Source organism: Vibrio sp. La 4.2.2 (assembly GCF_027586995.1).
Taxonomy (GTDB): domain Bacteria; phylum Pseudomonadota; class Gammaproteobacteria; order Enterobacterales; family Vibrionaceae; genus Vibrio; species Vibrio mediterranei.
In genome coordinates this window covers 93,508-118,611 of sequence record NZ_JAPPTJ010000011.1, presented here as the reverse complement: position 1 = coordinate 118,611, position 25,104 = coordinate 93,508, and the positions used below count along the sequence as shown (strand labels likewise).

Sequence of the window (25,104 nt, the reverse complement as noted above, 5' to 3'; positions counted from 1 at the left end):
AAAAGGCGGGGAATCATCCCCGCCTTTTCGTTCTTACTCTGATTCTCAGGTTAGTGAGGGTACTTACCCCACTTTCGATTGATTAGATAATTCACCACACGACGAGCGAATCCTGAGTAAGGTGAATGCAAAAAGCCAATCGCTGACATCTTGCCTTGGTGCATGATTGGACGCAGTTTAGAAAAAGTCTCAAACCCTTCGCGCCCATGATAATGTCCCATACCACTTGGCCCTACACCACCGAACGGCAAATCATGCTGTGCCACATGAAGCATCACATCATTGATAGTTAGCGCGCCGGACATGGTATTTTCCAACACCGCTTGTTGCAGTTCTTTATCATCAGAGAATAGATACAGCGCCAGTGGTCGGTCACGTTCATTAATGAAATGGTAAACATCGTCCATGGATTTGTAAGTCAGCACTGGCAAGATAGGACCAAAAATCTCTCTGGTCATAACAGGCTCATCGCAAGCGGGGCTTACCACTAAATGTAAAGGAAAACGTCGAGTCTGAGCGTCTGGCTCACTTGCTGGGATAAGGTTAATCACCTCGCCCTGCCCTTCCTTCGCCGATTGAAGCGTCTCGTTAAGGCGAGTAAACGACACCTCATCTATCACTGCAGTGTAATCTGGGTGGTCAATAGTTTTATAACGACTCTTCATCACTGATTTCGCTGCTTTAATCACATGCTTGAGCTTGTCTTCCGGCACTAACAAGTAATCCGGAGCCACACATGTCTGCCCAGAGTTATACACTTTGCCGCCAAGAATGCGCTTGAGTGCTTTCTTCACATCGTAATCTGGTGCGATGATGGTTGGAGATTTTCCGCCCAGTTCTAAGGTCACCGGTGTTAGATTTTCTGCTGCCGCCGCCATAACCTTGCGACCCGTCGCACCTGAACCAGTAAAGATAAGATGGTCAAATGGCAGTTTTGAGAACGCTTTACCCGTCGAGCCAGTTTCGGAGATAAAACACACTTCATCTTCGGTAAATGCACTGGAAAATGCTTGCGCTAAAGCTTGGCAGAGATGAGTTGAGTTCTCCGACATTTTTACCATGACACGGTTACCCGCAGCCAACGCGGCGGTCATAGGCCCCACAGCCAAATAAAGAGGATAGTTCCAAGGTACGATAATCCCAACGACACCTAACGGTTGAGGCACAACTTTATTTTTCGCAGGCCAGAACCAAACTGAAGTATGACGTTGTTTTGGACGCATCCATTTTTTTAGCTGCTTTCTGGCATCAATAATGCCATCAATGGAAGAAAAAATTTCTAGCAGCGCTGTTTCTGTTGAAGAACGATGCCCAAAGTCCTTAGCGATGGCTTCACAGATCTCAGATTGATTCTCTCGCAGGATTTTTTCCAGTTTGAGCAGGTTGACGCGTCTGAGTTCGCGACTAATACAAGGAGACTCTTTAAATGCGGCTTTCTGTTCTTGAAGTCGCTCTATCATTTGTTGTTCATTGAGTTCAACTGCACTCATTAATGCGCTCCTGTATCAAGTAATGTGTCTAATAGTTGTTGGCACTCCGCTACCGTCATCTCTTCAGGTACCGGATACTCACCAAACGCTTCCTTAATCGCTTGTTTTGCCAAGCGAGGAATGTCGGACTTATTAAGCTCCGGTATCACCATTGGAATATTCAGAGTACGGAGCAACGAATCGACATTTTCAATAAAGTGATGACTGTCTTTATATCCCAAGGCCAACGACAGTTTTGTCAGTCTTGCGTTATCTCTTTGTTCAATAAATCGAAGTACATGGGGCAATACCACCGCATTCGCCCTACCATGAGGAACATGGTAAAAAGCCCCTAGTTGATGGGCAATTGCATGAACATAACCAATATAAGTTCGAGTAAACGCCAAGCCAGCCTCATAGCTCGCTATAGCCATTTTTTCTCGCGCGATTTTGTCACTACCTTGCAGATAAGCAGCTGGAAGATAGTCGAAAATTGCTTGAATTGCGTTGATTGAGCACGTTTCAGTAAAGGTATTTGAATATTGGCTCAGATAAGATTCAACGGCATGAGTTAAGGCATCCGCCCCCGTTTCTGCGGTAATTTTTGGGGGTAAGCCCAACATAATATCAGGGTCTAACACCGCCACTTTCGGGACTAAGAACGGATCGGTAATAGAGCGCTTCATTTTGGACTCTACATCGCTGACTACCGCCGCTACCGTCCCTTCAGAGCCTGTGCCTGCTGTTGTTGGAATCGCAATAATGGGCATCAGTGGACGGTGTACTTTAAGCAATCCCGTCAGCTTAGAGACATCTTTGTTAGATTTCGCACTGCCAGCAATCGCCTTAGCGCAGTCCATTGGTGACCCACCTCCGAACGCAATAATGCCATCGCAACTCTGCTGTTTATATCGCTCAACGCCTTTGCGAACCGTGGCAAAGTCGGGGTCAGGAAGGACTTCATCAAACAAACTGTATTCAATAGCGGCGGCGTCCAATGCGGCCAGCATATCATCGAGCAGCCCCAGTTTTCTCAACACTCCATCCGTTACCACTAACGGCCTTTTCACAGAATACTGATGACATAGTGATGGAACGTTAAGTACTTGACCAGAGCCCGACAAGCACTCTGGCTTAGGCACTGGTACCATTTTGATAAACGGTTTTTTTACCGACACCATTAACTGATGCAGCATATGACACTCCTTTGCCTGCCAATTTTGATATGAATCTAGTCTATTTTTATAGAGTGATTACTCAGACGAAGCAAGCTTGATGGCAATAAGTTGAGAGCTTTTACTGAATCAACGTATCGGTAACGCCGTGGTGTACTTCAACGGTTCCATGGCAAATGTCGAGGTCACATTAGATAAACCATCAATACTATTGACCAACTTTTTGTAGAACTCATCAAAACATTTCATGTCTTTAACCAGTACTTTCATCATGTAGTCATACTCACCCGCCATGCGATAAAACTCCATCACTTCAGGAAAAAGTGATGCGGTTTCGACAAATTCTTTATACCACTCATGTGAGTGATCAGTCGTTTTGACTTGCACGAAAGCGGTGAATGACAAGCCAAGCTTTTCTGGGTCTAGCAAAGCGACGCGCTTTTCAATAATGCCGTTGTCTTCAAGCTTTTTTAGGCGCTTCCAGCATGGCGTCGTGGTCAGGTTGACGGCCTCTGCCAGATCGTTCAACGACAAGGTGCCGTCTTGTTGCAACAGTGCTAGCAATTTCTTATCAGTATTATCTATATCCACAAACAGCTCCAAATAGAAAAGTTTTCTACCTATAGGGGAATTCAAAGTCAATATAGCAAAGTTTTTCTCCTGATACGTAGGTAAATTATCACCATACCGATAACAAAGTAGGAAACAAAACTTATGTGTACCGATATTAAATGGATTAACAGCGCTGTTCGTAAAATTGAGGCAGACTTCCAACGCTCAGCCGATACGCACCTCATCAAACTCGATCTTCCAAGCATCGAGGGTATCGATGTTTATCTAAAAGATGAAAGTACACACCCTACTGGTTCGCTAAAACACCGTTTAGCGCGTTCTCTTTTCCTTTATGCGCTTTGTAACGGTTGGATTGGTCCAAAGACGACGGTTATTGAATCATCATCAGGTAGCACTGCGGTTTCTGAAGCTTACTTCGCGCGCCTACTTGGTTTGCCATTTATCGCGGTTATGCCAAAGAGCACGGCTCGTAAGAAGATCGAGCAAATCGAATTCTACGGCGGTAAAGCTCACCTAGTTGATCGTCCTGACCAAATCTATGCAGAGTCTCACCGCTTAGCGAAAGAACTTAACGGTCACTATATGGACCAATTTACCTACGCAGAGCGTGCTACAGACTGGCGTGGTAACAACAACATTGCCAACTCTATTTTTAATCAAATGGAGCTAGAAGATCATCCGATTCCTACATGGGTAGTAATGAGCCCAGGGACTGGCGGTACATCTGCAACAATCGGACGCTTTATCCGTTATCAAATGCACGACACTAAATTGTGTGTTGTCGACCCAGAGAATTCCGTGTTCCATGAATTCTTTAAAACAGGTAATGCTGATATTACCGGTGACTGTGGTAGCAAAATTGAAGGCATTGGCCGTCCTCGTGTGGAGCCTAGCTTTATCCCAGGTGTGGTCGATGAAATGCGCACCATTCCTGATGCGGCAAGTATTGCTACCATCCACTGGTTGGAGAAAATGTTAGGTCGTAAAGTCGGGGCATCGACAGGTACTAACTTATACGGTGTGTTGCAATTGGCTGGCGAAATGAAAAAGCGCGGCGAGAAAGGCTCTATTGTCACCCTACTATGTGACAGTGGCGAGCGTTACCTAGACACTTACTACAATGCTGAGTGGATTAATAACAACATTGGCGATCTACAACCTTACACTGACAAGCTACAAAGCTTCGAAGCGACAGGTGAACTGGCTTAATCTTCAATGAAGACCAAACGCCACTTCGGTAAGCGAAGTGGCGTTTTTATTTATTCAATTCCTAGCTTTAGACCTCAATTGCAATACGGTGCCAATTTGCCTAACTCAATAGCAGTTGTATCCCAATTAAACTCATCATTATCACTCACATAATAATAGATCACACCATTCGGCAACATCACAAACTGTATGCCACCATAGCCCGACATAAACGGAATCATCACCTCACATCCTGAATCAACCATCACAGATTTACCCCACATACTATTGGCATAATATTTATTAGTGATTGTCGTCGGCAGCGGAGGTGACGTTGGGTCTTCAAATAACGCGATCGCTAGTTCTGCTGGATCCAGTAGTTGTTGACCATTAACGGCGCCCCTATCAATAGAAGTGAACTTAGACAACTTCACAATATCATCGCTCAGGAAGGTCAAACCAAATCCACCAAATGGCATACCTTCACTGTCATAGGTGCGACGGGTGTCTTTCGAACCTTCATCAATACCCAGTGGCGACCAAATATCCGCCACCAGCACGTCATTGAATACATCAAAGCTGCTACCTAACTGACTCTTGGTAAAATTCTGAGCTGCAACGGTTGCAATATAGGTATCGGTCGTGTGATAGATAAACAATGAACCCGGCACCGACTTACGAGGATAACGACTTATTGAGTAATCGAGTTTGTCTTGGTGGCCTAGGACCAGAAAGAAGCCAGTATCATTAGCCGTCGAGCCTTCATCACTCATAGAACTTGAGGACAATCTATAGTTACCCGTCGCCATATCCAACGCATGGTTCGGTGTTACATCTTGCCAATCCCCTTCTGGATCATTGGCAGTTTCTGGTACGAGTGAAGTCAGGTCAGTATTCATGTAGCCTGGATACATAGCCTCTAGCCTCATCGAAACCGTACCCGCAAATGCGGTTTTAGCCGTTGAATAAGAGGGCATTCTCAAGCGATCACAGTACGGGTGCACACCTTGTCGTGTACTGCATTCAGCACGGTAGTGAACACCGTTGAAAAACACCCCATAAGCGGTCATATGCTCCGGCGTCACACCACTACCAATATTGGCAAGGTTCAAGCCAATAGATGGATAGTCACTAACAAGTTCACTCAAGGCTCGCGTTTCAATTTTCGAGCGCTCATACGCCTGATGAGCTTGTTTGAGCGCTAAGCTGTCTGCGACAGTATGAGGAGTATACGTAGCGGCTACACTTCCCCACATATCAAACTGATAATACAGACATGTTTCAGAGGCGATCTGATAAGCGACCTGACTAACAGATTGATTATCAAAGGTAAACATCATTAGGCCATTATGGACACAATTCGAGTTCTTTTGGATAAGAGAAAACGGAATGGCTGCCCGGCTTGAACCATTGTCCGAGTTTTCTTTCCATACTCTCCCCGGCTCTAAAATGTACTCCCAGTATGGATGAGAGCCAAGATTAATACCGCGTTCTACAGGAATTAAGTGGGTACCACTTTGAACAAATGAGAAGGAGAAGTCCGGAATATGCTTTCTAGGATCATCACCATTCCCAGTGTAACGGAAGGTATCTCTATGCTCGGTAAACTGGCCGACTCCTGCACTCTCAGGGGCGATAAGAGTTAACGTCCCTTCAAAATTATGCTCTGGTTGAGCAGCCTCACTCGGTAATGCAAACGCCTGAGTTGTCGCTAAATAGGAAACTGCATTGCTACTGTTAAGCTCAGAATAACTCAGTTGGTTACGACTCACATTCCCACTGCCAGTGAGCGGTTGATAATTCTCCGTATACTCTCCGCTGTTATCTTCAACCCCATAGCCACTTAACGTCACTTGAGCGGTTGGATTTTGAGGATCATTACTATCTAGGCTTAGTGTTCCGGTTTTTAATCCAGATGTCGTTGGCTCAAACTGCACCGTCACATCACAAGAGGTGCTATTATTCAGCGTGACTCCATCACAGCTATTATTGACTAACACATAATCCGCGCCAGAAACTTGAGCACTGTTAATGGTGAGCGACTGCATTCCTGAATTGGCTACCGATATTCGCTTTTGAGTTTGACTATCAATCAGCTGGTTACCAAAGTTGGCTTGCTCCGTTACAACAATACTTGGATTCTCTCCGCCCGAATTGGCTGTTCCTGTTACTGACACATTCTCCACATAGCAATGGTCAGCACCACCCGTTTGCGCTCTAAAACGAAGGGTTAGGCTGTTGCTCGAAAGAATAGTTATCGACGATGGATAAAAATCGCCACCGTCTTGCCCATTAGTGAGCGCTGACATTTGAGTGTAACTGTTACCATCGTCCGTAGAGTATTCTGCTATACAATAATCAGCTGACTCAAGTAGTCTTGCTGCGAGCAAATAGTCCACATTAATATCACTATAACCGCTGACGTTTATTACTCTTTCTATTGAACCCGTTTCTTTTAGATAAGCCGATAAACCATCAATAACGACAGTGTCACTGGTGCTGGTATTTCCATAAGCAATCCAATTAGACAACCCCGAATTAAAGTCATCATAAAAAAGCTCATCCGCTACTGTTGGTACTGAATAAAGCACAACAGATACTAGCGAGAGACAGAGAGAAGGCTTCATTCTATTTCTCCAAATATAAAGTCAATGTTCTTCCCTGAATAGGGACTTTATGATTGCCGCACTCTGAAATATTGCACTTAATGTCGCACACAGTTGACGGCTCACAATCGAACTAATAATAGAAAAGCCAAAATACCTGATAGGTACCAGTTGCCACTATTTCGTGGTACCAGCAAATTATTATTCCCCTCAATAACCATCTTAATCTGGTACCAGAAAATAGTGCTAACTGGTACTAAGCCGAGTAAACCGATTCGCCTATTCTCAACGTTACATTAGTTGGGAGAATAAATAATGGAATATATAAATAAAAACGAGCTGCTCGCTGCATTTAATAATCAAGCTGACCATTCTATTGCAGTATATAACCCACATGATGACTCCATTGTGGGATATATACCTTCTCTTTCCATTGAAGATATTAATCACAAAATAGAACGCTCTAAGGTCGCGCAACAAGAATGGCAAAATACCACCGCCAGCCATCGTGCCACTATTTTGAATAAGTGGTTCGAGTTGGTAACTGAGTACAGTGATGAGCTAGCGCAAATCATGACGCTAGAACAAGGCAAACCGCTGACCGAGGCTAAAGGTGAAGTGGTTTATGGCGCCAGCTTTATAAAGTGGTTTGTAGAGGAAGCCAAACGTACCTACGGTGACACTATTCCTGCTCCTGCTGCAGGAAAACGACTCATGACCACTAAGCAGCCAATAGGGGTGACCGCTTCCATCACGCCTTGGAATTTTCCTATTGCCATGATCACTCGAAAGGTAGCCCCAGCGTTGGCTGCAGGTTGTAGCTGTATCGTGAAACCTGCGAACCAAACCCCTCTATCGGCTTACGCCATCGCTGAGCTTGCGTATCAAGCTGGTCTTCCCAAAGATCTGCTGTTTGTTATCAATAACCACTCTTCTGTACTGGTTGGCGACCTACTTTGTCACCATGAAGATATTAAGAAGCTGTCATTTACAGGTTCCACAGAAGTAGGTCGAACCTTACTTAAACAGACCGCTAACACCATAAAACGTACGTCGATGGAACTCGGTGGCAACGCGCCCTTTGTCGTCTTTGACGATGCGGATATTCCTGCTGCCGTTCAAGGCGCTATCGCCTCTAAGTTTCGAAATGCAGGACAGACTTGTGTCTGTGCCAATCGCTTTTATGTTCAAGACGCTATCTATGATGAGTTCGTTGATCAGTTTGTGTCTGCCGTCTCACAACTCAATGTTGGCTATGGCTTGGAAGCCGATACCCATGTGGGTCCATTGATTGATAGCAAAGCTAAAGACAGCATCTTAGCGCTGATTTCTACGACGTTGCAGCAAGGTGCCAAGCTGCAATACGGTGGCGATAAGTTATCGGGTAACTATCTACAACCAACCGTCCTGACCGACGTATCCAGCGATATGGACATTGTACAAACTGAAATATTTGGCCCCGTTGCACCGGTGATTCGATTTGAAGATGAAAGCGATCTCATCAAGCAATGCAATGACACCATCTATGGCTTGGCAAGCTACTTCTATACCAAAGATATTCAACGCGCTTTCAGAGTGGCCGACGCATTAGAGTTTGGGATGGTAGGCATCAACGAAGGCATAATCTCCACCGAAGTCGCCCCATTCGGAGGTATTAAACAATCTGGTTTCGGCCGTGAAGGTGCAAAACAAGGGATCGAAGAATACCTAAATACTAAATACATCTGCTTCGGTAATCTCTAACTCTCAGCTAAGGAAAGAATATGAGCAATTTAGACTGGCAAAAAAGAAAAGACGCCGTTATTGCACAGGGTATGGGTAACCTTGCCTCTGTCTATATTGAGCGAGCCAAGAACGCCACGTTAACGGATATTGAAGGCAACCAGTACATAGATTTTGCTTCTGGCATAGCAGTAACTAATACAGGTCACTCACATCCAAAAATTGTAGCTGCCGTCACTGAACAGCTACAACAATTCAGCCACACCTGCGCTATGGTGACGCCCTACACTAGTTTTGTCACATTGGCTGAAAAGCTCACCCAATTAGCCCCTGGAGATTTCGATAAAAAAGCGGTGTTCTTAACCACTGGTGCAGAGGCGGTTGAAAATGCAATTAAGGTTGCTCGCGCCCACACTAAACGCAGCGGAGTCATTGCTTTTAAAGGCGGCTTCCATGGCAGAACCAATATGTGTATGGGGCTGACAGGAAAAGTGACCCCTTACAAAGCTGGTTTTGGACCATTTCCTAACGACATCTACCATGCACCGTTTCCCAACACACTTCATGGCGTTACCGTTGAGCAAAGCCTCGAGGCGCTCAATGACTTACTGACTACTGATATCGAGCCTTCACGTGTCGCGGCTATTATTTTCGAACCCATTCAGGGAGAAGGTGGATTTTACGCCGCACCAAAAGCTTGGACGGATGCAATACGAGTCTTGTGTGACCGACACGGTATCGTACTCATATGCGATGAGATCCAAACCGGCTTCGCTCGTACAGGGGCGATGTTTGCGTCCAGTCACACTGACTTGGTACCGGATATCACGACTATGGCTAAAGGCATCGCGGGCGGTTTCCCTATCTCAGCAGTCGTTGGCAAAGCCGAAATCATGGACAGCGCTATGCCCGGTGGCTTAGGTGGTACCTACGCGGGATCTCCATTAGCTAGCACTGCTGCTCTCAGTGTTTTAGACATCATAGAGCAGGAACAATTGTGTCATCGCGCGGTTGAAATCGGACAACAGTTTAGTGACAAACTCAACGCCATGCGCAGGGAGTTGCCTTGTATTAGCGAAGTGCGGCAAGTCGGCGCCATGATTGCGATAGAGCTCGACAATCCGAGAACTGGAGAGCCACTTGCACACATTACTAAGCAATTAGTGACGGCTTGTGTACAGCAAGGAGTGATCATTTTATCTTGTGGAGTTAAAAGTAATGTCATCCGTTTTCTACCGCCCCTGACCATTGAAAGGGACGACATTGAAAAAGGACTCACAACGGTTTACAAATGCCTTACAAAAATCACTAATCAAAACTTGACGCTGTAGTTTTACTGCATTTATTCACAAAACAACAACCAACTAACCATATGAATTAAATCTACATTTGGAATCTGAGTCACGTATTTACAGTTGTGAATCAGATTCCAATACAACGCGCGATCTTGGTCTCGGAAAATAACATTTTGTTAACCAATGCTGTTGATAAGATAATCAATCGTTGAGGTAAGCAGTGTTAGAGAAGTACATTCAAATCGACCCCAATTTATCCCTGTCACTGCAAGACCAAATCAAAACCGGTATTACGCATGCGATCACCAGCGGCTTTCTGGATAGATCAGTGCCTATCACCTCTTCTCGAAAGCTGGCCACCAGCCTCAAAGTATCTCGCAACACCGTCCTTCGAGTGTATGAACAGCTTAATGCTGAGGGCTTTTTTGTTTCGCGAGAGCGTAGGGGTTACTACATAAACCCCGAACTAAATATTAAGCCTAAGCCTCTTACTACACGCGACCAACAGCAGACACTGCCATGGAACAAATACGTCAAGCTCACCACTCTCGATTCACCGCCCTCTCCTCAAGAGCTGAGTGAGTATCCTTATCGCTTTATTCATGGAATGGTCGATGAGACCACCTTTCCCGTGGCTGAATGGCGTAAATGCGCCATTCAATCGTTGAACAAAATCAACAGCAAACGCTGGACTTCCGAGTTTGAGAACTACGATGAACTGATTGAGCAAATTCGCACTCGTGTCCTGCCTCGACGAGGAATCTTTGCACAGCATAATCAAATAATGGTTACCATGGGAACTCAGCACAGTTTAAACTTGATTAGCCGCTTGTTGACCGACCAAAGTACAACGGTTGGTATCGAAAATCCGGGATACCCAGAAGCAGTAAATCAACTAAGTGCAAAAACAGATCGCATCGTCCCAATTGATATCGACGAACAGGGAGCAGTAATTAATGAGTCATTGCACTCATGCGATTTGGTTTATGTCACCCCGAGCAATCAGTTCCCTACCACAGTGCGAATGTCAAAACACAGAAGACAAGCTCTGCTTCAAGCTGCTGAGGAACACGACTTTCTGGTGATCGAAGACGACTTTGAGCATGAAACCAACTTTATTGATGAAGACATTCCAGCACTAAAAGGCGAAATTCATAGTGAGCGTATTATTTACCTCTCAAGCTTTTCTTCTACTATCGCTCCAGGTCTGCGACTTGGCTTTATCGTCGCCGCACCTCAGTTCATTGAGCTGGCTAAACGGCTTCAACAGCGCAACCATACTTGCCCGCCTAAAAACAACTGTCAGACCCTAGCTCTGTTTCTTAAATTAGGCTACTACGATTCATTAATACATCGACTGCTGACTCGCTATCGCAGTAAATGGCTTACCATGGAAAAGGCGCTTAATTTCTACTTTCCGCAATCAGGGGTAGCCTCAGCATTATCTGGTACCGCATTCTGGATCGACTACAAACCCGGTTTTGACGCAAACCGGTTGGCTAACGTGGCGCAGCAACACGGGATTTTGATCAATTCTGGAGAGAAGTACTATTTTGCTAACGCCAAGAGAAATGGTATTCGGCTGAGTTTCAACTCCATCGACGAAAGCGATATTAGGGAAGGCATAAAACGCCTAGCGCTGCTTGCTCAACACATTATGCCCGATGACTCCTTAGAAACAGTAAAAGGACAACGACTTAAGGCTGATGAAGTCAGGGAGGTGGTCGATGATTACATCATCTGCACGACTGACTGCTTTAACATTCCTTATAAAGTGACTTTCCAGCAAGATGGTCGAATGCACGGTATGTCCAACCGCCCAAATGATGAGGATGAGGGGTATTGGTGGTTAGAAGAAGACACCTTGTGCATTCAGTGGAAGAAATGGCAATTTTCCGACGTACGAAGACAGAAGTTGATTCGCCATAACAATACCTTGTATCGGTTTGACGAAAATGGTCTTTTGGTATCGAAAGGGACTCTATTACCAAAAGCATCAATACCATCCCATTGAGTAAAATGATCGCTGAGATAAATGTCACATATTTGTTAACTGAATTTCATATCTATTAAAGAAAGGTCTTACCCAACATTCTATAGCAAATTATTTTACCGCTCAGTATCTTATATATATCGCTACCTAGAACTTAAAACCAAGAATATCAACCGATATTTCACATAATTCAGCATAAGTAACTACAAAAATAACAAAACAGCGAGTGTAACTCACCAAGATAATTCTGTTTTATATAAGCCAATTCGTTGAACATATTTATTAACAAAACTGGATCCAACGATAACGACAACTGGTACTACTCGATAGTTAACCTGAGCGCTATTTTTTAAATGTCTTGAACAGGAAGTAAATAAACAAGGCCTTACTCTGGTCAAATAATTACAAGGAAGCATTATGTTACTACGCAAACATAAATTGACTGCTGTTGCGCTACTGACGCTCGCTACTGGCTTTACTCATGCCTCTGCGCTAAACACCGCAACATTTGCTACATATACCGATATAAAAGATTGGGATCCTGCCATTGCCTTTTCTACCGAAGTCATCATGCTTAGCAACGTTTACGAACCATTGGTCTGGTATAACCCTCCGGGTTCAAAAGAAACCTTCAGCCCAGCACTAGCAAAAAGCTGGAACGTAAGTGATGACGGTTTAACTTGGACGTTCCAACTGAGAAAAGGCGTGCAGTTTCACGACGGGACACCCTTTAATTCTCAAGCAGCCAAATCTTCTATCGAACGTACGGTTTCTATGAAAAAAGGGGCTTACTATATTTGGCCTAAAATGGAGATTTCCACACCCGATGCCAATACCTTAGTAATCAAAACAGAGAAACCATCGCCTATCGATCTTATCGCTTCGTCACAGTATGGCGCTTATATTTACTCACCCGCTGCAGCAGACAAAGGCACAGAATGGTTTAATCAAGGTAATGCAGCCGGAACTGGTCCTTACCAAGTGACTCAGTGGGAAAAGGGTCAACAAGTCATTCTAGAGCAGAACGAGCAGTATTGGGGTGGTTGGCAAGACGAGCAACTCGATCGTGTGGTGCTAAAATACGTTTCAAACCCAGCGACGCAAGTACAGATGATCAAAGCAGGTGATGCCGACTTTATCAGCTTACCTTCTGCTGACCTAGTGGAATCACTCGCAAAGCATCCAGATGTTAAAGTAATTGACACTCCCTCATGGAAGAACTCACAGTTCTTAATCAATACTCAAAAATACCCAACGGATAACCTAGAGTTCCGTAAAGCATTACTTCATGCTTGGGACTATCAATCTGTGGTTGATTACATCTACGCAGGAGGAGCAACCATTCCTAGTGGTATTGTTCCCGGTACCATGTGGGGTGCTATCGAAGGTCAGGAAAGCCCAGCCTTCGACCTTAAGCAAGCCAAAGCATTATTGGAACAATCTGGCATTCCGAAAAAAGACTGGGTTCTGGATGCTGCCTATATCAACTCTTCAGAAGCCTATAAAAATGCCTTGCTAATGTATCAAGAGAATCTACGCCAGATTGGTGTGACGCTGAATCTAAAGCCGGGCCCTTGGGGTAAGATCTGGAACGATGCGAAGAATCTAAAAACCGCACCGAACCTTCAGTCTATGACATGGTGGCCAACTTACGCGACACCTTCAGATTGGTTGATTGGTCTGTTCAAAACCGAAGAATCACCGTCGTTTAACTTGTCTCACTATTCTAACGCCAACTACGACTCTCTTGTGGACAAGGGTGTAGCCGCCGAGCCAACGAATAAAGCTCAGGCTTCTAGCTATTACCAGCAGGCACAACAAGTGCTCATTGATGATGCCGTCGCTATCTTCTACGCCGACTTGAAAGGCCGCATCATTCACCACAAAGAGATTGAAGGCGTCACGCCAAACCCAGCTTACGCGGCCACGTTCTTCTATCAACTCTCAAAATAATCAGCGAGCAGGAGCTCAGAAAGAAGTACCGAGCACGGTACTTCTTTCTCAACGTCATTGAAGACATAGTGGTAAGTAGTTATGAGAAATTACATTTTTAGACGCTCGTTAACGCTGGTTGGCATCATGGTCGGCATTTTGGTTATTACTTTCTTTTTAACCAGAGTGCTACCTTCATCTCCAGTGGAAATGATGCTTGGAGCCAAACCCACAGCGGAACAAATCGCTATCGCCAAACAAGAGTTAGGGCTGGATAAACCATTATTGCACCAATTTGTGTCCTATATTTCCCAAGCCGCAACAGGCGATTTCGGCAAGAGCTTACGTACCGGCCAAGAGGTTAAATCCGAAATTATTAAGCATATGATGGCGACCATTGAACTGGTCACCATTGCTATTGGTATTTCATTATGTACTGGTATCCCACTTGGTGTATGGGCAGCGATTCGAAATAAAACGCCAGTCGACCAAATGGCGCGTGGCGTGTCTATTGTTGGAATCGCGATTCCATCCTTCTTTCTCGCCATCTTGCTACAAATGCTGTTTTATGGCGTATTAAACTGGTTTCCGCTGCAAGGAAGAATTGATTCTCATATTCTCATTGATGCGCAGTTTACTGCAGTTACAGGACTATTCACGGTAGATACTTTACTGGCTGGGGATTGGGTTGCCTTTAAAAGTGCAGTCCAGCATTTAGCCTTGCCCGTGCTCACCCTTAGCCTCGCCACGTTTGCCATTTTTGTTCGAACTACACGCAACTTAATGGTGGAGGTGTTGAGCCAAGATTACATTCGCACTGGTCATGCGTTTGGATTAAGTCACTCCAAGATTTATTTCTTCTATGCGTTAAAAGCAACACTCGTCCCGTTGTTGACTGTTATTGGCCTGACCTATGGATTTATGCTGGGCAACAGTGTGATTGTAGAGTCCATCTTTGATTGGCCCGGTATAGGTCGCTACGTTGTCGAATCTGTCATCACTAACGACTTTCCTGCTGTTATGGGTGTCACCTTGATCCTGTCATCGAGTTATTTACTGGTGAATTTCATCATCGACCTACTGTACTTCACCGTCGACCCAAGACTGTCTCCTGAGGTGTAATATGAGTAAATCATCCGCACACGTTGCAAGTATTGCGTTAACCGCAAATTCAGAGCCTGTCGCACAGCATCTGTGGCAAACTCGCGTTCGTAAGTTCTGGTACAACGCTAAAAACAACCCACTACTTTACATTGGCGCGTTCATTTTTATTTCTCTGATTGTCATGGCGGTCTTTGCACCTTGGCTAGCGCCTTATGACCCTGCAAAAATGAACTTTGCCCACAAGCTGCAATCGCCTAACGCGCTCCATTGGTTTGGCACGGATAACTTAGGAAGAGACATCTTCTCCCAAATTCTTTATGGCGCCCGAACCTCTCTATCGGTCGGTATTATTACGGTGATATTAGCGCTTGTTATTGGCTTACCCATTGGTCTGGTCGCAGGCTATGTTGGTGGCAAAGTCGATGGCTGCTTAATGCGAATCTCCGATGTGTTTCTCGCCTTTCCTCCCATGCTCTTACCTATCTGTATGATAGCGATACTTGGTCCAGGGCTATTGAATGTGATGTTTGCCATCGCCCTATCATGGTTCCCGTGGTACTCAAGGATACTGCGTGCAGCGGTAATTAGCGTGCGTAATGAGCAATATGTGTTATCTGCTCAAGCGGCTGGCGTCGGTCATTTAACGATCATGTTTAAGCACCTCCTTCCTAATGCCATGACCCCGCTATTGATTCAAGTTTCTATGGATTTTGGGTACGTAATTCTATGGGCAGCGGCATTAAGTTTCTTAGGTCTGGGCGCTGTCCCTCCAACCATTGAGTGGGGATTAATGATAGGCAATGCACAATCTTTGTTCCTTGAATACTGGTGGACCGCCGTATTCCCGGGCTGCGCTATTTTTGTCACGGTCTTAGCTGCCAACTTATTAGGTGATGGTTTACGAGACGCACTTGACCCAAAATTCAAAGGGAGAGATTAGTATGACCGATTCTCTATTGTCCGTACGCAACCTTAGCATTCAATTTGAGAACTTCTCCTCAACTATCCATGCTGTTAATGGATGCAGTTTTGAACTCAACCGTGGCGAGATCCTTGGTTTGGTAGGCGAATCTGGGTGCGGAAAATCCCTCACTTCAACCGCCTGTCTCGGACTGCTACCAGATAACGCCATTCTTAATGGTTCGATTTGTCTTGAAGGTCAACCCCTTGAGTCGCTTTCTGCACAAGAGTGGGCACGCGTTCGTGGTGACGATATTGCGATGATATTCCAAAACCCGATGACGGCTCTAAACCCCTACTTCACCATCGAACAACAAATGGCTGATATTATTCTTGCCCACCGCAAAATCAGTCGCAAACGAGCCAAGCTCGAAGCAATACGGTTGCTGGACATGGTTCACCTTCCAGAGCCAGAACAAGCGGTAAAGAAATATCCACATCAGTTTTCTGGTGGCCAATTACAGCGAATTATGATCGCCATCGCGTTAAGCTGTGAGCCCAAAGTCCTTATCGCAGATGAACCAACAACAGCGCTTGATGTCACCATTCAAGCACAGATCATTTTGCTACTGCGCGAACTAGCCGAAAAACAGAACATCAGCATATTGTTTATTACTCATGACCTATCCGTCGTGGCATCGCTATGTGATCGCGTGGCGGTAATGTACGCCGGAACCATTGTTGAACAAGGTCCTATCGACTCACTGTTCAATCACCCCATGCATCCCTATACCAAAGGACTACTTAATTCTGTCCCGGCGATTGGTTTAACCCATGAATTGTACGCCATACCCGGTTCTGTGCCTGACATGAGAACAAAACCTCAAGGTTGTGCTTTTGCCTCCCGTTGCCATGCTGCCACAGATCTGTGTCTAAGCGCTGCGCCAGAAGCCAAACAATATAACGCGCATCAGGTTCTGTGCTTTCATCATCACCCCCCAAAACAGCAGAAGCAAATTGCTTGATTAATTGAGGAGGAATCATCATGGTAAAACCATTATTGAGGGTCACAGACCTTGCGAAGTCCTACTCTGTTGGGCAACAAACATTACAAGCGTTTCAGCACATCAACTTCGACATTCAACCAGGCGAGTGCGTGGCCTTGGTCGGAGAGTCTGGTTGCGGGAAAAGCTCCATAGCGATGACCATACTCAAGCTTATTGACGCTGATTGCGGTCATATCCACTTTTGCGGTCAAGATATCAGCGTACTCAAAGGTCGACAGCTCAAACAGCTTCGAAAAGAGTACAGCATCGTATTTCAAAACCCCTACTCTACACTCAACCCTAGACTTTCAGTTCAAAAGCTATTGGAAGAGCCGCTGCTCACTCACACAAAGCTGAGCAAACTAGAACGGTTGGATAAGGTCCTCGAAATGCTCACTACAGTGGGACTTAATGAGAACATGTTAAACCGCATGCCTCATGAGCTTTCCGGCGGGCAGCGTCAACGAATAGGGATTGCACGCGCTTTAATGCTCGACCCCAAATTAATTATTTTAGATGAGCCGACGGCAGCGCTGGATGTCTCTGTTCAAGCCACCATTGTTAATCTACTTAATCAACTTAAGCAGGAACGTGGTCTGAGCTATTTGTTCATTACTCATGATTTAGGATTGGTCGAACGAATCGCTGACAGGGTATTGGTGATGTATTTAGGTGAAATTGTCGAAGCAGGTCCCGTCGGTGATGTGTTTCATCACACTCAACACCCGTACACACAAGCCTTGCTTAACTCTATCCCGTCACTAGATCCTACCCAACGTGATCGATTGCAAGCCTTATCGGGAGAAGTACCAAGTGCGTTGAACCGTCCACATGGGTGTGCATTCCAAAGCCGCTGTCAAAGGTTGAGCGAGAAGTGCCAAAAAGCCTTTCCTCGCATAGAGCAAGAAAGACCCCATGAGAGCGCTTGCTTTTACCCTTTATTGAATGAACACCAGCACTTTGCAGCAAACCAACAAGATAAGGTGACAATATGAGCCATTTTTCAATTGCGGGGCTGCAATTAAGCCTTCCAATGGGCGATAACTTAGCAACGTTGGAACAGAAGACTCGTGCCACTTGCCAGCGATTCCCTTGGGTCGATATGGTGGTTTTTAGTGAGCTTGCTATTTACGGCGCATCACTCAAATATGCCGAGCCTATCGGAGGCGAAACCGAGCAGCGACTAATCAAGCTGGCTCAAGAACAGAATATCTGGCTGGTTTCTGGTTCCTATTACACTCAAGATGACAATGGTACCAGCAACACCTTGTTGGTTATTAGTCCCGAGGGACAAGTTATCGCTCGTTACCAAAAAATGTACCCTTTTCTCCCATACGAGCAACAGGTTGAAAATGGCGACCAGTTCGTGACCTTTGACATCCCTAATGTTGGACGGTTTGGCGTTTCCATTTGCTATGATATGTGGATTCCAGAAACTATTCGTGCGCTAGCCTGTATGGGGGCTGAGGTTATCATTCACCCAACGATGACGGGCACGATAGACCGTGAGATTGAATGCTGTATTGCACGAGCCAATGCCATCACCAACCAGTGTTTTATGGTGGATATCAATGGTTGTGGGCCGCTGGGGAATGGGCAATCAATCGTCGTAGGTCCGGAAGGCGATGTGCTTTATCAAGCAGGAGAAACCGAACAAGTCATTCCTATTGAACTTGATGTAGGTCGAGTAAAACGTGTGAGAGAAAGAGGAACCTTAGGCCTAGGGCAACCACTTAAGAGTTTTAGAGACCACCCAATTGCGTTTCCTCAGTATCAAGAGCCTTCGGTTTATCTCAATACCTTAGGCGAGCTTAAACTTCCTCCCGCTAATATATAGATCTGAAGGGGACTCACCGTCCCCTTTGCTTCAGCCACGCTGATAGTCTGACTTCACCTTGTCCTGTGCCAGCGAAATATAATGAACAAGGTCTTGATACCCATCATCAAGTTGAGTGATAAGCTCTGCATCAGTCGCATTATTCGCTACTCTTTGCAGACAGTCATGGTAATACCTAGCTTTGTCGCTAAAGTATTCTAAAGGCCCGCCAACACTTGCTAGTTGACGGGTTTCATCATGATGAGCGACTATTTGGCCGAAGATGGTTTCGTGCTCTTTGAGCTCTAATAGCGAATGTTCGTATTCGGCGCCGATGAGTTTAGAATGGGCAGTCGTCCACATATTGGTGTATTGTGCGATTGCGCTTGAAGCGTAAATATCTACTGTGCTTTTGTAAATCACATCTACCGTATCAGATGAGAGAGACAAAATAGACTGGGTATCTTGCACTATCTCTGCCGCACCTCGTGACGCTTCCGCGACTTGGCTTGAGACCAATTCAATATTGTCTCCCGCTCGATTCGTGCTACCTTCAATGCGTTCAACCAATCCGGAAATTTCACTGGCGGCTTCATTGGCTCTACCCGCCAATGAACGTACTTCATCCGCCACTACCGCAAAACCACGTCCATGCTCGCCAGCGCGTGCCGCTTCAATGGCAGCATTTAACGCCAGTAAATTCGTTTGCTCGGATATCTGGTGGATAATACTAATAAACTGAGTGATATCGCTGGTAAGTACCTGAAGAGCTGCGACGGTTTCTTTGCTCGTTGCCGCTGACTGAGAGACTTCATCCAACGACTGATACATAGCATGCAACTGCTGCTGTGTGCTTTCAAACACGCCAAGATTAGCCTGCAACTGATCACTTTGAGCGATAAGTTGGTTATTGGCCTGTTCAATATTGGCGGTGGTGGAGATCAGTTGCGTCGTCACGCTATTTAAGAATCGACGCGAACGGGTTTTCTGCGAAGACAACTGCTGCTCCAGCCGCTCGATAGTTTGCTCACGAAGCGCCAACTCTTGCTGCAATTGCTCAATCTGGCAAGCGAAAGTGTCCGTCTGTTGTTTTTGCTGTTGCAACTGCTGCTGAGTGTTTAGTAACTGTTTTTTGGATGCAAACATAAATCATGACCACTGCGGTTCTTGTTATTCTTTATTAACGTTAGCATTGAGGTGCTAAATAGAAATGGACTAAAGAGTAAGTTGTGATTAGTGGCAGTGGGTATACCCCGATTAGGGTATGGACGGGTGAGCGTCTTGCGGCGATTTATCGACTTAAATTGCTATCACAAAAAAGTGATTCTCTTCCTCAAAAGGAAGAGAATCTAATGACTATTTCTTGTTTTGACGCGCTTCAAACGCGGCCAACTGTTCAGGTGTCGCTTTAGGTTGGTGGTTGGTTTTCCACTCATCATAAGTCATACCGTAAACACGCTCTCGGGCATCATCGATGTCCAGCGCCAATCCTTGATTTTCAGCTTCTGCTTTATACCACTTGCTAAAACAGTTACGGCAGAATCCTGCAAGAATCATAAGATCGATGTTCTGCACATCTTTGTTTTCATCAAGGTGAGTCAACAGCTTACGAAATACCGCCGCATCCAGTTTATCTTGCTGCTCTTGAGGAAGATCTTTGTATTTAAATTCAGCCACTTTACTTTCCTTATTGATTGTTTTTGTACTCAACAATCCTAACCAACAAACAAAAAAATGCCCAGTCGAAACTGAGCATTTTATGAGACTAATTGAAACCGTGATTTTAATTTAATCTGTGGTTTTAGCTGTCGGTTAACTCGCCATGGCTGGTTCGCGCTTTGACGTCGTGACTCAGCGCTTTATTGAGCTCAGCTTCAACATGCCCTGGCGCTTTGGTCTTAGCAGAGATAAGTCGATACATCGCTGGGATTACAAACAAGGTCACTAAGGTAGCGAAAGCCATACCAAAGAAGATTACCGTACCCACTGCGACTCTACTTTCATAGCCTGCTCCAGTAGACAGAATCAGCGGAATTGCCCCTGCGAGCGTGGTAAATGCCGTCATCATGATGGGTCGTAAACGTCGTGCTGAAGCATCGATAATGGCTTTTTCAAACTCAACGCCTTTATCACGTAACTGGTTGGCAAACTCTACAATCAGGATGCCGTTCTTGGTCACCATACCGATCAACATGATCATGCCGATCTGGCTGTAGATATTCAGTCCTTGCTGCATGATTACCAGGCCTAAGAAGCCACCAAAAACACCCATAGGTACGGTAAACATTACCACGAGAGGGTTTACGAAGCTTTCAAACTGAGCGGCTAGTACGAGATAAGCCACCAGCAGAGCCAAACCAAACACGACTAAGATACTGGATTGGTTTTCTTTGAAGTCTTTCGATTCACCCGCATAGCTTACCGAGATATCACCAGGGAGCATTTCCACAGCTTGTTGGTCCATGAAATCGAGCGCTTCACCTAATGTGTAACCATCCGATAAGTTGGCCTTAATGGTGATCGATTTCTGCTTGTTGTAGTGTGACAAACGAATTGATGATGCCACTTCTTCGATGGAAGTCACCGCATCTAGAGTAACCAACTCGCCGGACTTAGTTCGCATATAGATCTGACTTAAATCATTGGCGTTATTAAAGTTATTCTCATCACCGCGCAGATACACGTCATACTCTTCGCCGCGTTCTACATAGGTGGTTTCACTTTTACCACCAAGCATGATCTCTAACGTATCCGAGATATCAGACACACTAATGCCTAATTCTGCGGCACGCTCACGGTCAATCGTCACAACAAGTTCAGGCGTTTTCTCAGAATAGTCGGTACTTGCCCCTTCCATAAACGGAGACTGTTCCGCTGCCAACTCTAGTTTATCCGCCCATGTTTGTAGCTCATGATAATCCGAACCACCAATAACAAACTGCACAGGTTCGCTCGACCCACCTCGGAAGCCTGGCATAAACGGGAAGACACGGACATCGGCAATACCTGCCAAAGACTTTCTCACCACATTGAGAGATTCTTGTGCCGTGATATCACGATCATTCCAATCCTCTAAGATCATGATAACAAAGCCCGTTTGGTCACCCGCATTACCGCCAAAGGCAGGCGATTGAATACTAAACGACTTCAAGAAACCTTGCCCTAATAGCGGCATAAGACGTTTCTCAACGATGTCCATATTTGCAGCCATACGGTTATAACTGGTTGCATCGGCACCGCGAACGAAGGCAAAAATAACGCCACGGTCTTCTGACGGTGTTAATTGGGCTGGGACTTGTTGCATCAATTGGAAACTACCGCCAATACAAGCCACTATGATAATTGGTGCCATCCATCTCAATTTAAGGGCTTTAACCAAAGCCGCTTTGTAGCCGCGCTCAAGCTTTCTAAACCCCTTGTCGACAAACTGAGTAAAGCGATTCGGTTTAACATTGGCTTTTAGAATAGTGCTTCCCAACACCGGCGTTAGCGTCAATGCTATCAATGAGGAAAAGATCACCGACATCGCCAGTAATACCGAAAACTCAGTAAACAGCAACCCGATCATGCCATCCATAAATGAGATAGGCAGGAACACCATCACCAAAACCAGTGTAGTAGCAATAACGGCAAACCCTACCTCACGCGTCCCTTTATAGGCCGCTAACAGAGGTGACTCCCCTCGTTCGATATGGTGGAAAATGTTTTCGACTACCACAATGGCATCATCGACCACCAGACCGATTGAAAGGATCAATGCCATTAAGGTAATTAAGTTGATAGAGAAGCCAAAGAAATATGCCGCGATAAAAGACGAGATCAGCGACACTGGAACCGTCACGGCAGGAATCAAAGTAGCTCGAGCTTGGCCAATAAAGATGTAAAGCACGAGGATAACCAAACCGCCGGTAATAAACAGTGTGTTATACACTTCTGAAATCGAGCGATCGATAAAAACGGTAGAATCGTAGTCAATCGCCAGTCTTGTCCCTTGTGGAAGGAACTGCTGCATGCGCTCAACTTCTTTATGAACTAAGTCAGCGACTTGTAGCGGGTTTGCGTCAGATTGCGGCACAATCCCCATACTAACGTTGACGACGCCATCACTCTTAAAGGTCGAGTTTTCGTTTTCTGCGCCCACATAAACATCAGCGACATCTTTTAGGTAGATAGGTGTATTATCACTAGCGCGCTTAACTACCAGATACTCAAAATCGACAGGTGTGTTGTAAGCGCGTGCGGTACGCACTGACATCACAGTGGCATCATTTCGAACTTCGCCGCCTGGGCTTTCGATGTTTTCGCTGCGTAGTGACGAGGTAATATCTGACGTTGTCACACCGCGACCAGCCATATAAGCAGGCTTGAGCTTAATGTACATCACCTGATATAGGCCACCTGAAATATCCACCGAGCTCACGCCAGAGATAAGACTGAAACGGTCGACCAAAACACGGTTCACATAATCAGTAAGCTGAGTGCGGTCCATCTCTGAAGAGCTAAGGTTGATGTACAGCGACGCTTCACCACTACCATTGTTCTTAAACACCAGAGGATCATCCGCCTCATCTGGAAGAGCGCGCTGCGCACGGGCTACCGCATCACGAATGTCACTAACACCGGTATTCAAGTCATAGCCGAGTTCAAATGTCACTGTAATACGTGACATGCTGTTTCGCGTGGTCGACTCTATTTCATCAATACCACTGATACCAGAAAGTTGGTCTTCAATCACAGAGGTGATCTGACTCTCAATGATGGTAGCCGATGCCCCTTCATAACGAGTAGAGATAGAAACAACTGGGTTTTCAATGTCCGGCATTTCACGAACGGCGAGTTTACTAAAGGAAACAATACCGAACACGCAGAGCAGCAAGCTCAATACGATTGCCGCTACCGGACGTTTAACAGAAACATCAGATAACAACATTAGCTCGCTTCCTTGTCATTGCCCGCTGGCTTGTCACCGGTGCGACCTGCTGTCGGTTCGGATTTCACTTCTTGAACCGAGGCACCATCACGCATATTTACGATACCTTGAACCACAATACGCTGGCCGATTTCTAAACCCTTTTCAATCACCACTTGGTTACCAACGCGCGCACCTAAGAATACTTCCGTGCGATGTGCCTTGTTATTTTCATCAACGACGTAAACAAAACGCTTAGTTCCCGAGTATTCCAAAGCCTGAACTGGAATAATAGGTGCTTCGATTGGAGGAAATTCCATTCTAGCTTGTGCAAGCATGCCTGGTTTTAGGCGATTTTCATCATTTTCAAAATGAATTCGAACTCGAAGGTTGAGGGTTTCCTGATTCACTCGGGTATCGATTGCAACCACTTTACCTGTGAAAATACGTGTACCCCATGCTGATGTTCTGGCGGTCACATCCATACCTTTTTCAAGCATAGGTAAGTAGTGTTCAGGAACTTGGAGGTCGAGTTGCATCGTCGAGAGGTCATCTAAAGTCAGCAGTTCAGTACCCACACTGACCAGTTTTCCTCGGCTAAAGTCAATTAAGCCCACTGTGCCTGTGAAGGGAGCTTCGATATAAAGATCGTTAAGGTTAGCATTAGCCGCGTCTAATCGTGCATTACCAATTTCTACCGCAGCTTTCTGAGCATCAATTTCGGTTTTAGTAATTGCGTTGCGGTCTACTAGACGCTCAAATTCAGCAAGGATGCGCTTTTGATCACGGGTATAAGCCTTTGCTTCAGCGACAGCAGCTCGCGCTTTATCGTCATTAAGTAAGACCAAAGGCTGACCTTTTTCAACCTTTTGGTTAGCGGTGACTTTGATTTCATCGACGATACCGTTGACTTCCGAGGCGATAATAACTGACTGATCCGCTTCTAATTTGCCAACTAATGAGAGAGATTGAGAAACTTGATGGATGGCAACAGGTTCAGTCACTACTGAGATAGCCTTGGAGCCAACGTTCCTTTTGGCGAAGGTTGCTGGTGAAGCACTAAGAATAGACAGTGCCAGCAAACCGATTATTGTTTTGTTTTTCATCGTGTTTGTCTTCAGTGTAAAAACTACAGATAGTGTAGCGAGTAATACGAGGAGTAACGTCAAGAAGTGTAAATGTAATCTAAAGAGATTATTTACATTTGATGCTCATCTATTTAGAAACCATCCACGTACAATCAATGTAACACCGCGCTGGTTAATAAATAATGACTAAAAACACGCTTTTTAAGCGTCTTTGTCCAAAAAGGCACCATTCAATTCAAAATCCTCAAAAAAGGGTTTACAGCTATGCGCAGTTTGTTATGATGCGCT

18 protein-coding genes are annotated in these 25,104 nt (G+C 45.4%); 10 read left to right on the top strand and 8 right to left on the bottom strand.

Translation table 11 applies throughout. The annotated features are described in order from the left end of the window. Positions 1-50: 50 nt before the first annotated feature. The 3 genes from OH456_RS21350 to OH456_RS21340 form a co-directional block, all read right to left on the bottom strand. Complete coding sequence (locus tag OH456_RS21350; protein ID WP_006071393.1) at positions 51-1,490, bottom strand: coniferyl aldehyde dehydrogenase; 1,440 nt, start codon at positions 1,488-1,490, stop codon at positions 51-53. Then, complete coding sequence (locus OH456_RS21345; protein WP_270034218.1) at positions 1,490-2,665, bottom strand: iron-containing alcohol dehydrogenase; 1,176 nt, start codon at positions 2,663-2,665, stop codon at positions 1,490-1,492. Before OH456_RS21345 ends, OH456_RS21350 begins: the two co-directional genes overlap by 1 nt. 108 nt (positions 2,666-2,773) lie before the next feature. Continuing rightward, positions 2,774-3,235 carry an Lrp/AsnC family transcriptional regulator gene (locus OH456_RS21340; protein ID WP_063605778.1) on the bottom strand — a complete coding sequence of 154 codons (462 nt, stop codon included), beginning with the start codon at positions 3,233-3,235 and terminating at the stop codon, positions 2,774-2,776. 123 nt (positions 3,236-3,358) lie between these two features. On the opposite strand from OH456_RS21340, the gene OH456_RS21335 reads away from it, so the two are divergent. Further along, positions 3,359-4,426: a PLP-dependent cysteine synthase family protein gene (locus tag OH456_RS21335; RefSeq protein ID WP_270034217.1), complete on the top strand. Its 1,068-nt coding sequence runs from the start codon at positions 3,359-3,361 to the stop codon at positions 4,424-4,426. A gap of 74 nt (positions 4,427-4,500) precedes the next feature. On the opposite strand, the gene OH456_RS21330 is transcribed toward OH456_RS21335, so the two are convergent. After that, complete coding sequence (locus OH456_RS21330; RefSeq protein ID WP_236111897.1) at positions 4,501-7,032, bottom strand: choice-of-anchor D domain-containing protein; 2,532 nt, start codon at positions 7,030-7,032, stop codon at positions 4,501-4,503. 294 nt (positions 7,033-7,326) lie between these two features. Here OH456_RS21330 and OH456_RS21325 point away from each other — a divergent pair, with 294 nt between their 5' ends. The 9 genes from OH456_RS21325 (at position 7,327) to OH456_RS21285 (ending at position 18,840) form a co-directional block, all read left to right on the top strand. Further along, positions 7,327-8,754 carry an NAD-dependent succinate-semialdehyde dehydrogenase gene (locus tag OH456_RS21325; protein ID WP_270034216.1) on the top strand — a complete coding sequence of 476 codons (1,428 nt, stop codon included), beginning with the start codon at positions 7,327-7,329 and terminating at the stop codon, positions 8,752-8,754. 20 nt (positions 8,755-8,774) lie between these two features. Next, complete coding sequence (gene gabT, locus OH456_RS21320; RefSeq protein ID WP_270034214.1) at positions 8,775-10,064, top strand: 4-aminobutyrate--2-oxoglutarate transaminase; 1,290 nt, start codon at positions 8,775-8,777, stop codon at positions 10,062-10,064. A gap of 184 nt (positions 10,065-10,248) precedes the next feature. After that, positions 10,249-12,042, top strand: a complete 1,794-nt coding sequence (pdxR, locus tag OH456_RS21315) for a MocR-like pyridoxine biosynthesis transcription factor PdxR (protein ID WP_270034213.1) — start codon at positions 10,249-10,251, stop codon at positions 12,040-12,042. A 396-nt stretch (positions 12,043-12,438) separates the two neighbouring features. Beyond that, the gene (locus OH456_RS21310) at positions 12,439-13,974 is read left to right on the top strand and encodes an ABC transporter substrate-binding protein (protein WP_063605788.1); all 1,536 of its coding nucleotides are present in this window, start codon (positions 12,439-12,441) and stop codon (positions 13,972-13,974) included. Between the two features lie 81 nt (positions 13,975-14,055). Continuing rightward, a complete protein-coding gene (locus tag OH456_RS21305) occupies positions 14,056-15,075 on the top strand; it encodes an ABC transporter permease (RefSeq protein ID WP_270034212.1) in 1,020 nt (339 codons plus the stop codon). A gap of 1 nt (position 15,076) precedes the next feature. After that, positions 15,077-15,997, top strand: coding sequence for an ABC transporter permease (locus OH456_RS21300; protein WP_081875879.1), 921 nt, complete (start codon positions 15,077-15,079; stop codon positions 15,995-15,997). Position 15,998: 1 nt separating this feature from the next. Next, a complete protein-coding gene (locus OH456_RS21295) occupies positions 15,999-16,982 on the top strand; it encodes an ABC transporter ATP-binding protein (protein ID WP_270034210.1) in 984 nt (327 codons plus the stop codon). Between the two features lie 20 nt (positions 16,983-17,002). Next, the gene (locus OH456_RS21290) at positions 17,003-17,998 is read left to right on the top strand and encodes an ABC transporter ATP-binding protein (RefSeq protein WP_236111905.1); all 996 of its coding nucleotides are present in this window, start codon (positions 17,003-17,005) and stop codon (positions 17,996-17,998) included. Then, on the top strand, positions 17,995-18,840 hold the full coding sequence (locus tag OH456_RS21285; RefSeq protein ID WP_038229829.1) for a carbon-nitrogen hydrolase family protein: 846 nt from the start codon (positions 17,995-17,997) through the stop codon (positions 18,838-18,840). The genes OH456_RS21290 and OH456_RS21285 overlap by 4 nt, the downstream gene beginning before the upstream one ends. Positions 18,841-18,870: 30 nt before the next feature. Here OH456_RS21285 and OH456_RS21280 read toward each other — a convergent pair whose 3' ends face one another. From OH456_RS21280 to OH456_RS21265, 4 genes are all read right to left on the bottom strand, one after another. Beyond that, positions 18,871-19,965 carry a methyl-accepting chemotaxis protein gene (locus tag OH456_RS21280; protein WP_171392694.1) on the bottom strand — a complete coding sequence of 365 codons (1,095 nt, stop codon included), beginning with the start codon at positions 19,963-19,965 and terminating at the stop codon, positions 18,871-18,873. 210 nt (positions 19,966-20,175) lie between these two features. Next, positions 20,176-20,496, bottom strand: coding sequence for a DUF1244 domain-containing protein (locus tag OH456_RS21275; RefSeq protein WP_270034208.1), 321 nt, complete (start codon positions 20,494-20,496; stop codon positions 20,176-20,178). Positions 20,497-20,620: 124 nt separating this feature from the next. Beyond that, positions 20,621-23,749, bottom strand: coding sequence for a vibriobactin export RND transporter permease subunit VexH (gene vexH / locus OH456_RS21270; protein WP_063605797.1), 3,129 nt, complete (start codon positions 23,747-23,749; stop codon positions 20,621-20,623). Further along, positions 23,749-24,834: an efflux RND transporter periplasmic adaptor subunit gene (locus tag OH456_RS21265; protein ID WP_081875878.1), complete on the bottom strand. Its 1,086-nt coding sequence runs from the start codon at positions 24,832-24,834 to the stop codon at positions 23,749-23,751. Before OH456_RS21265 ends, vexH begins: the two co-directional genes overlap by 1 nt. Positions 24,835-25,104: the final 270 nt, after the last annotated feature.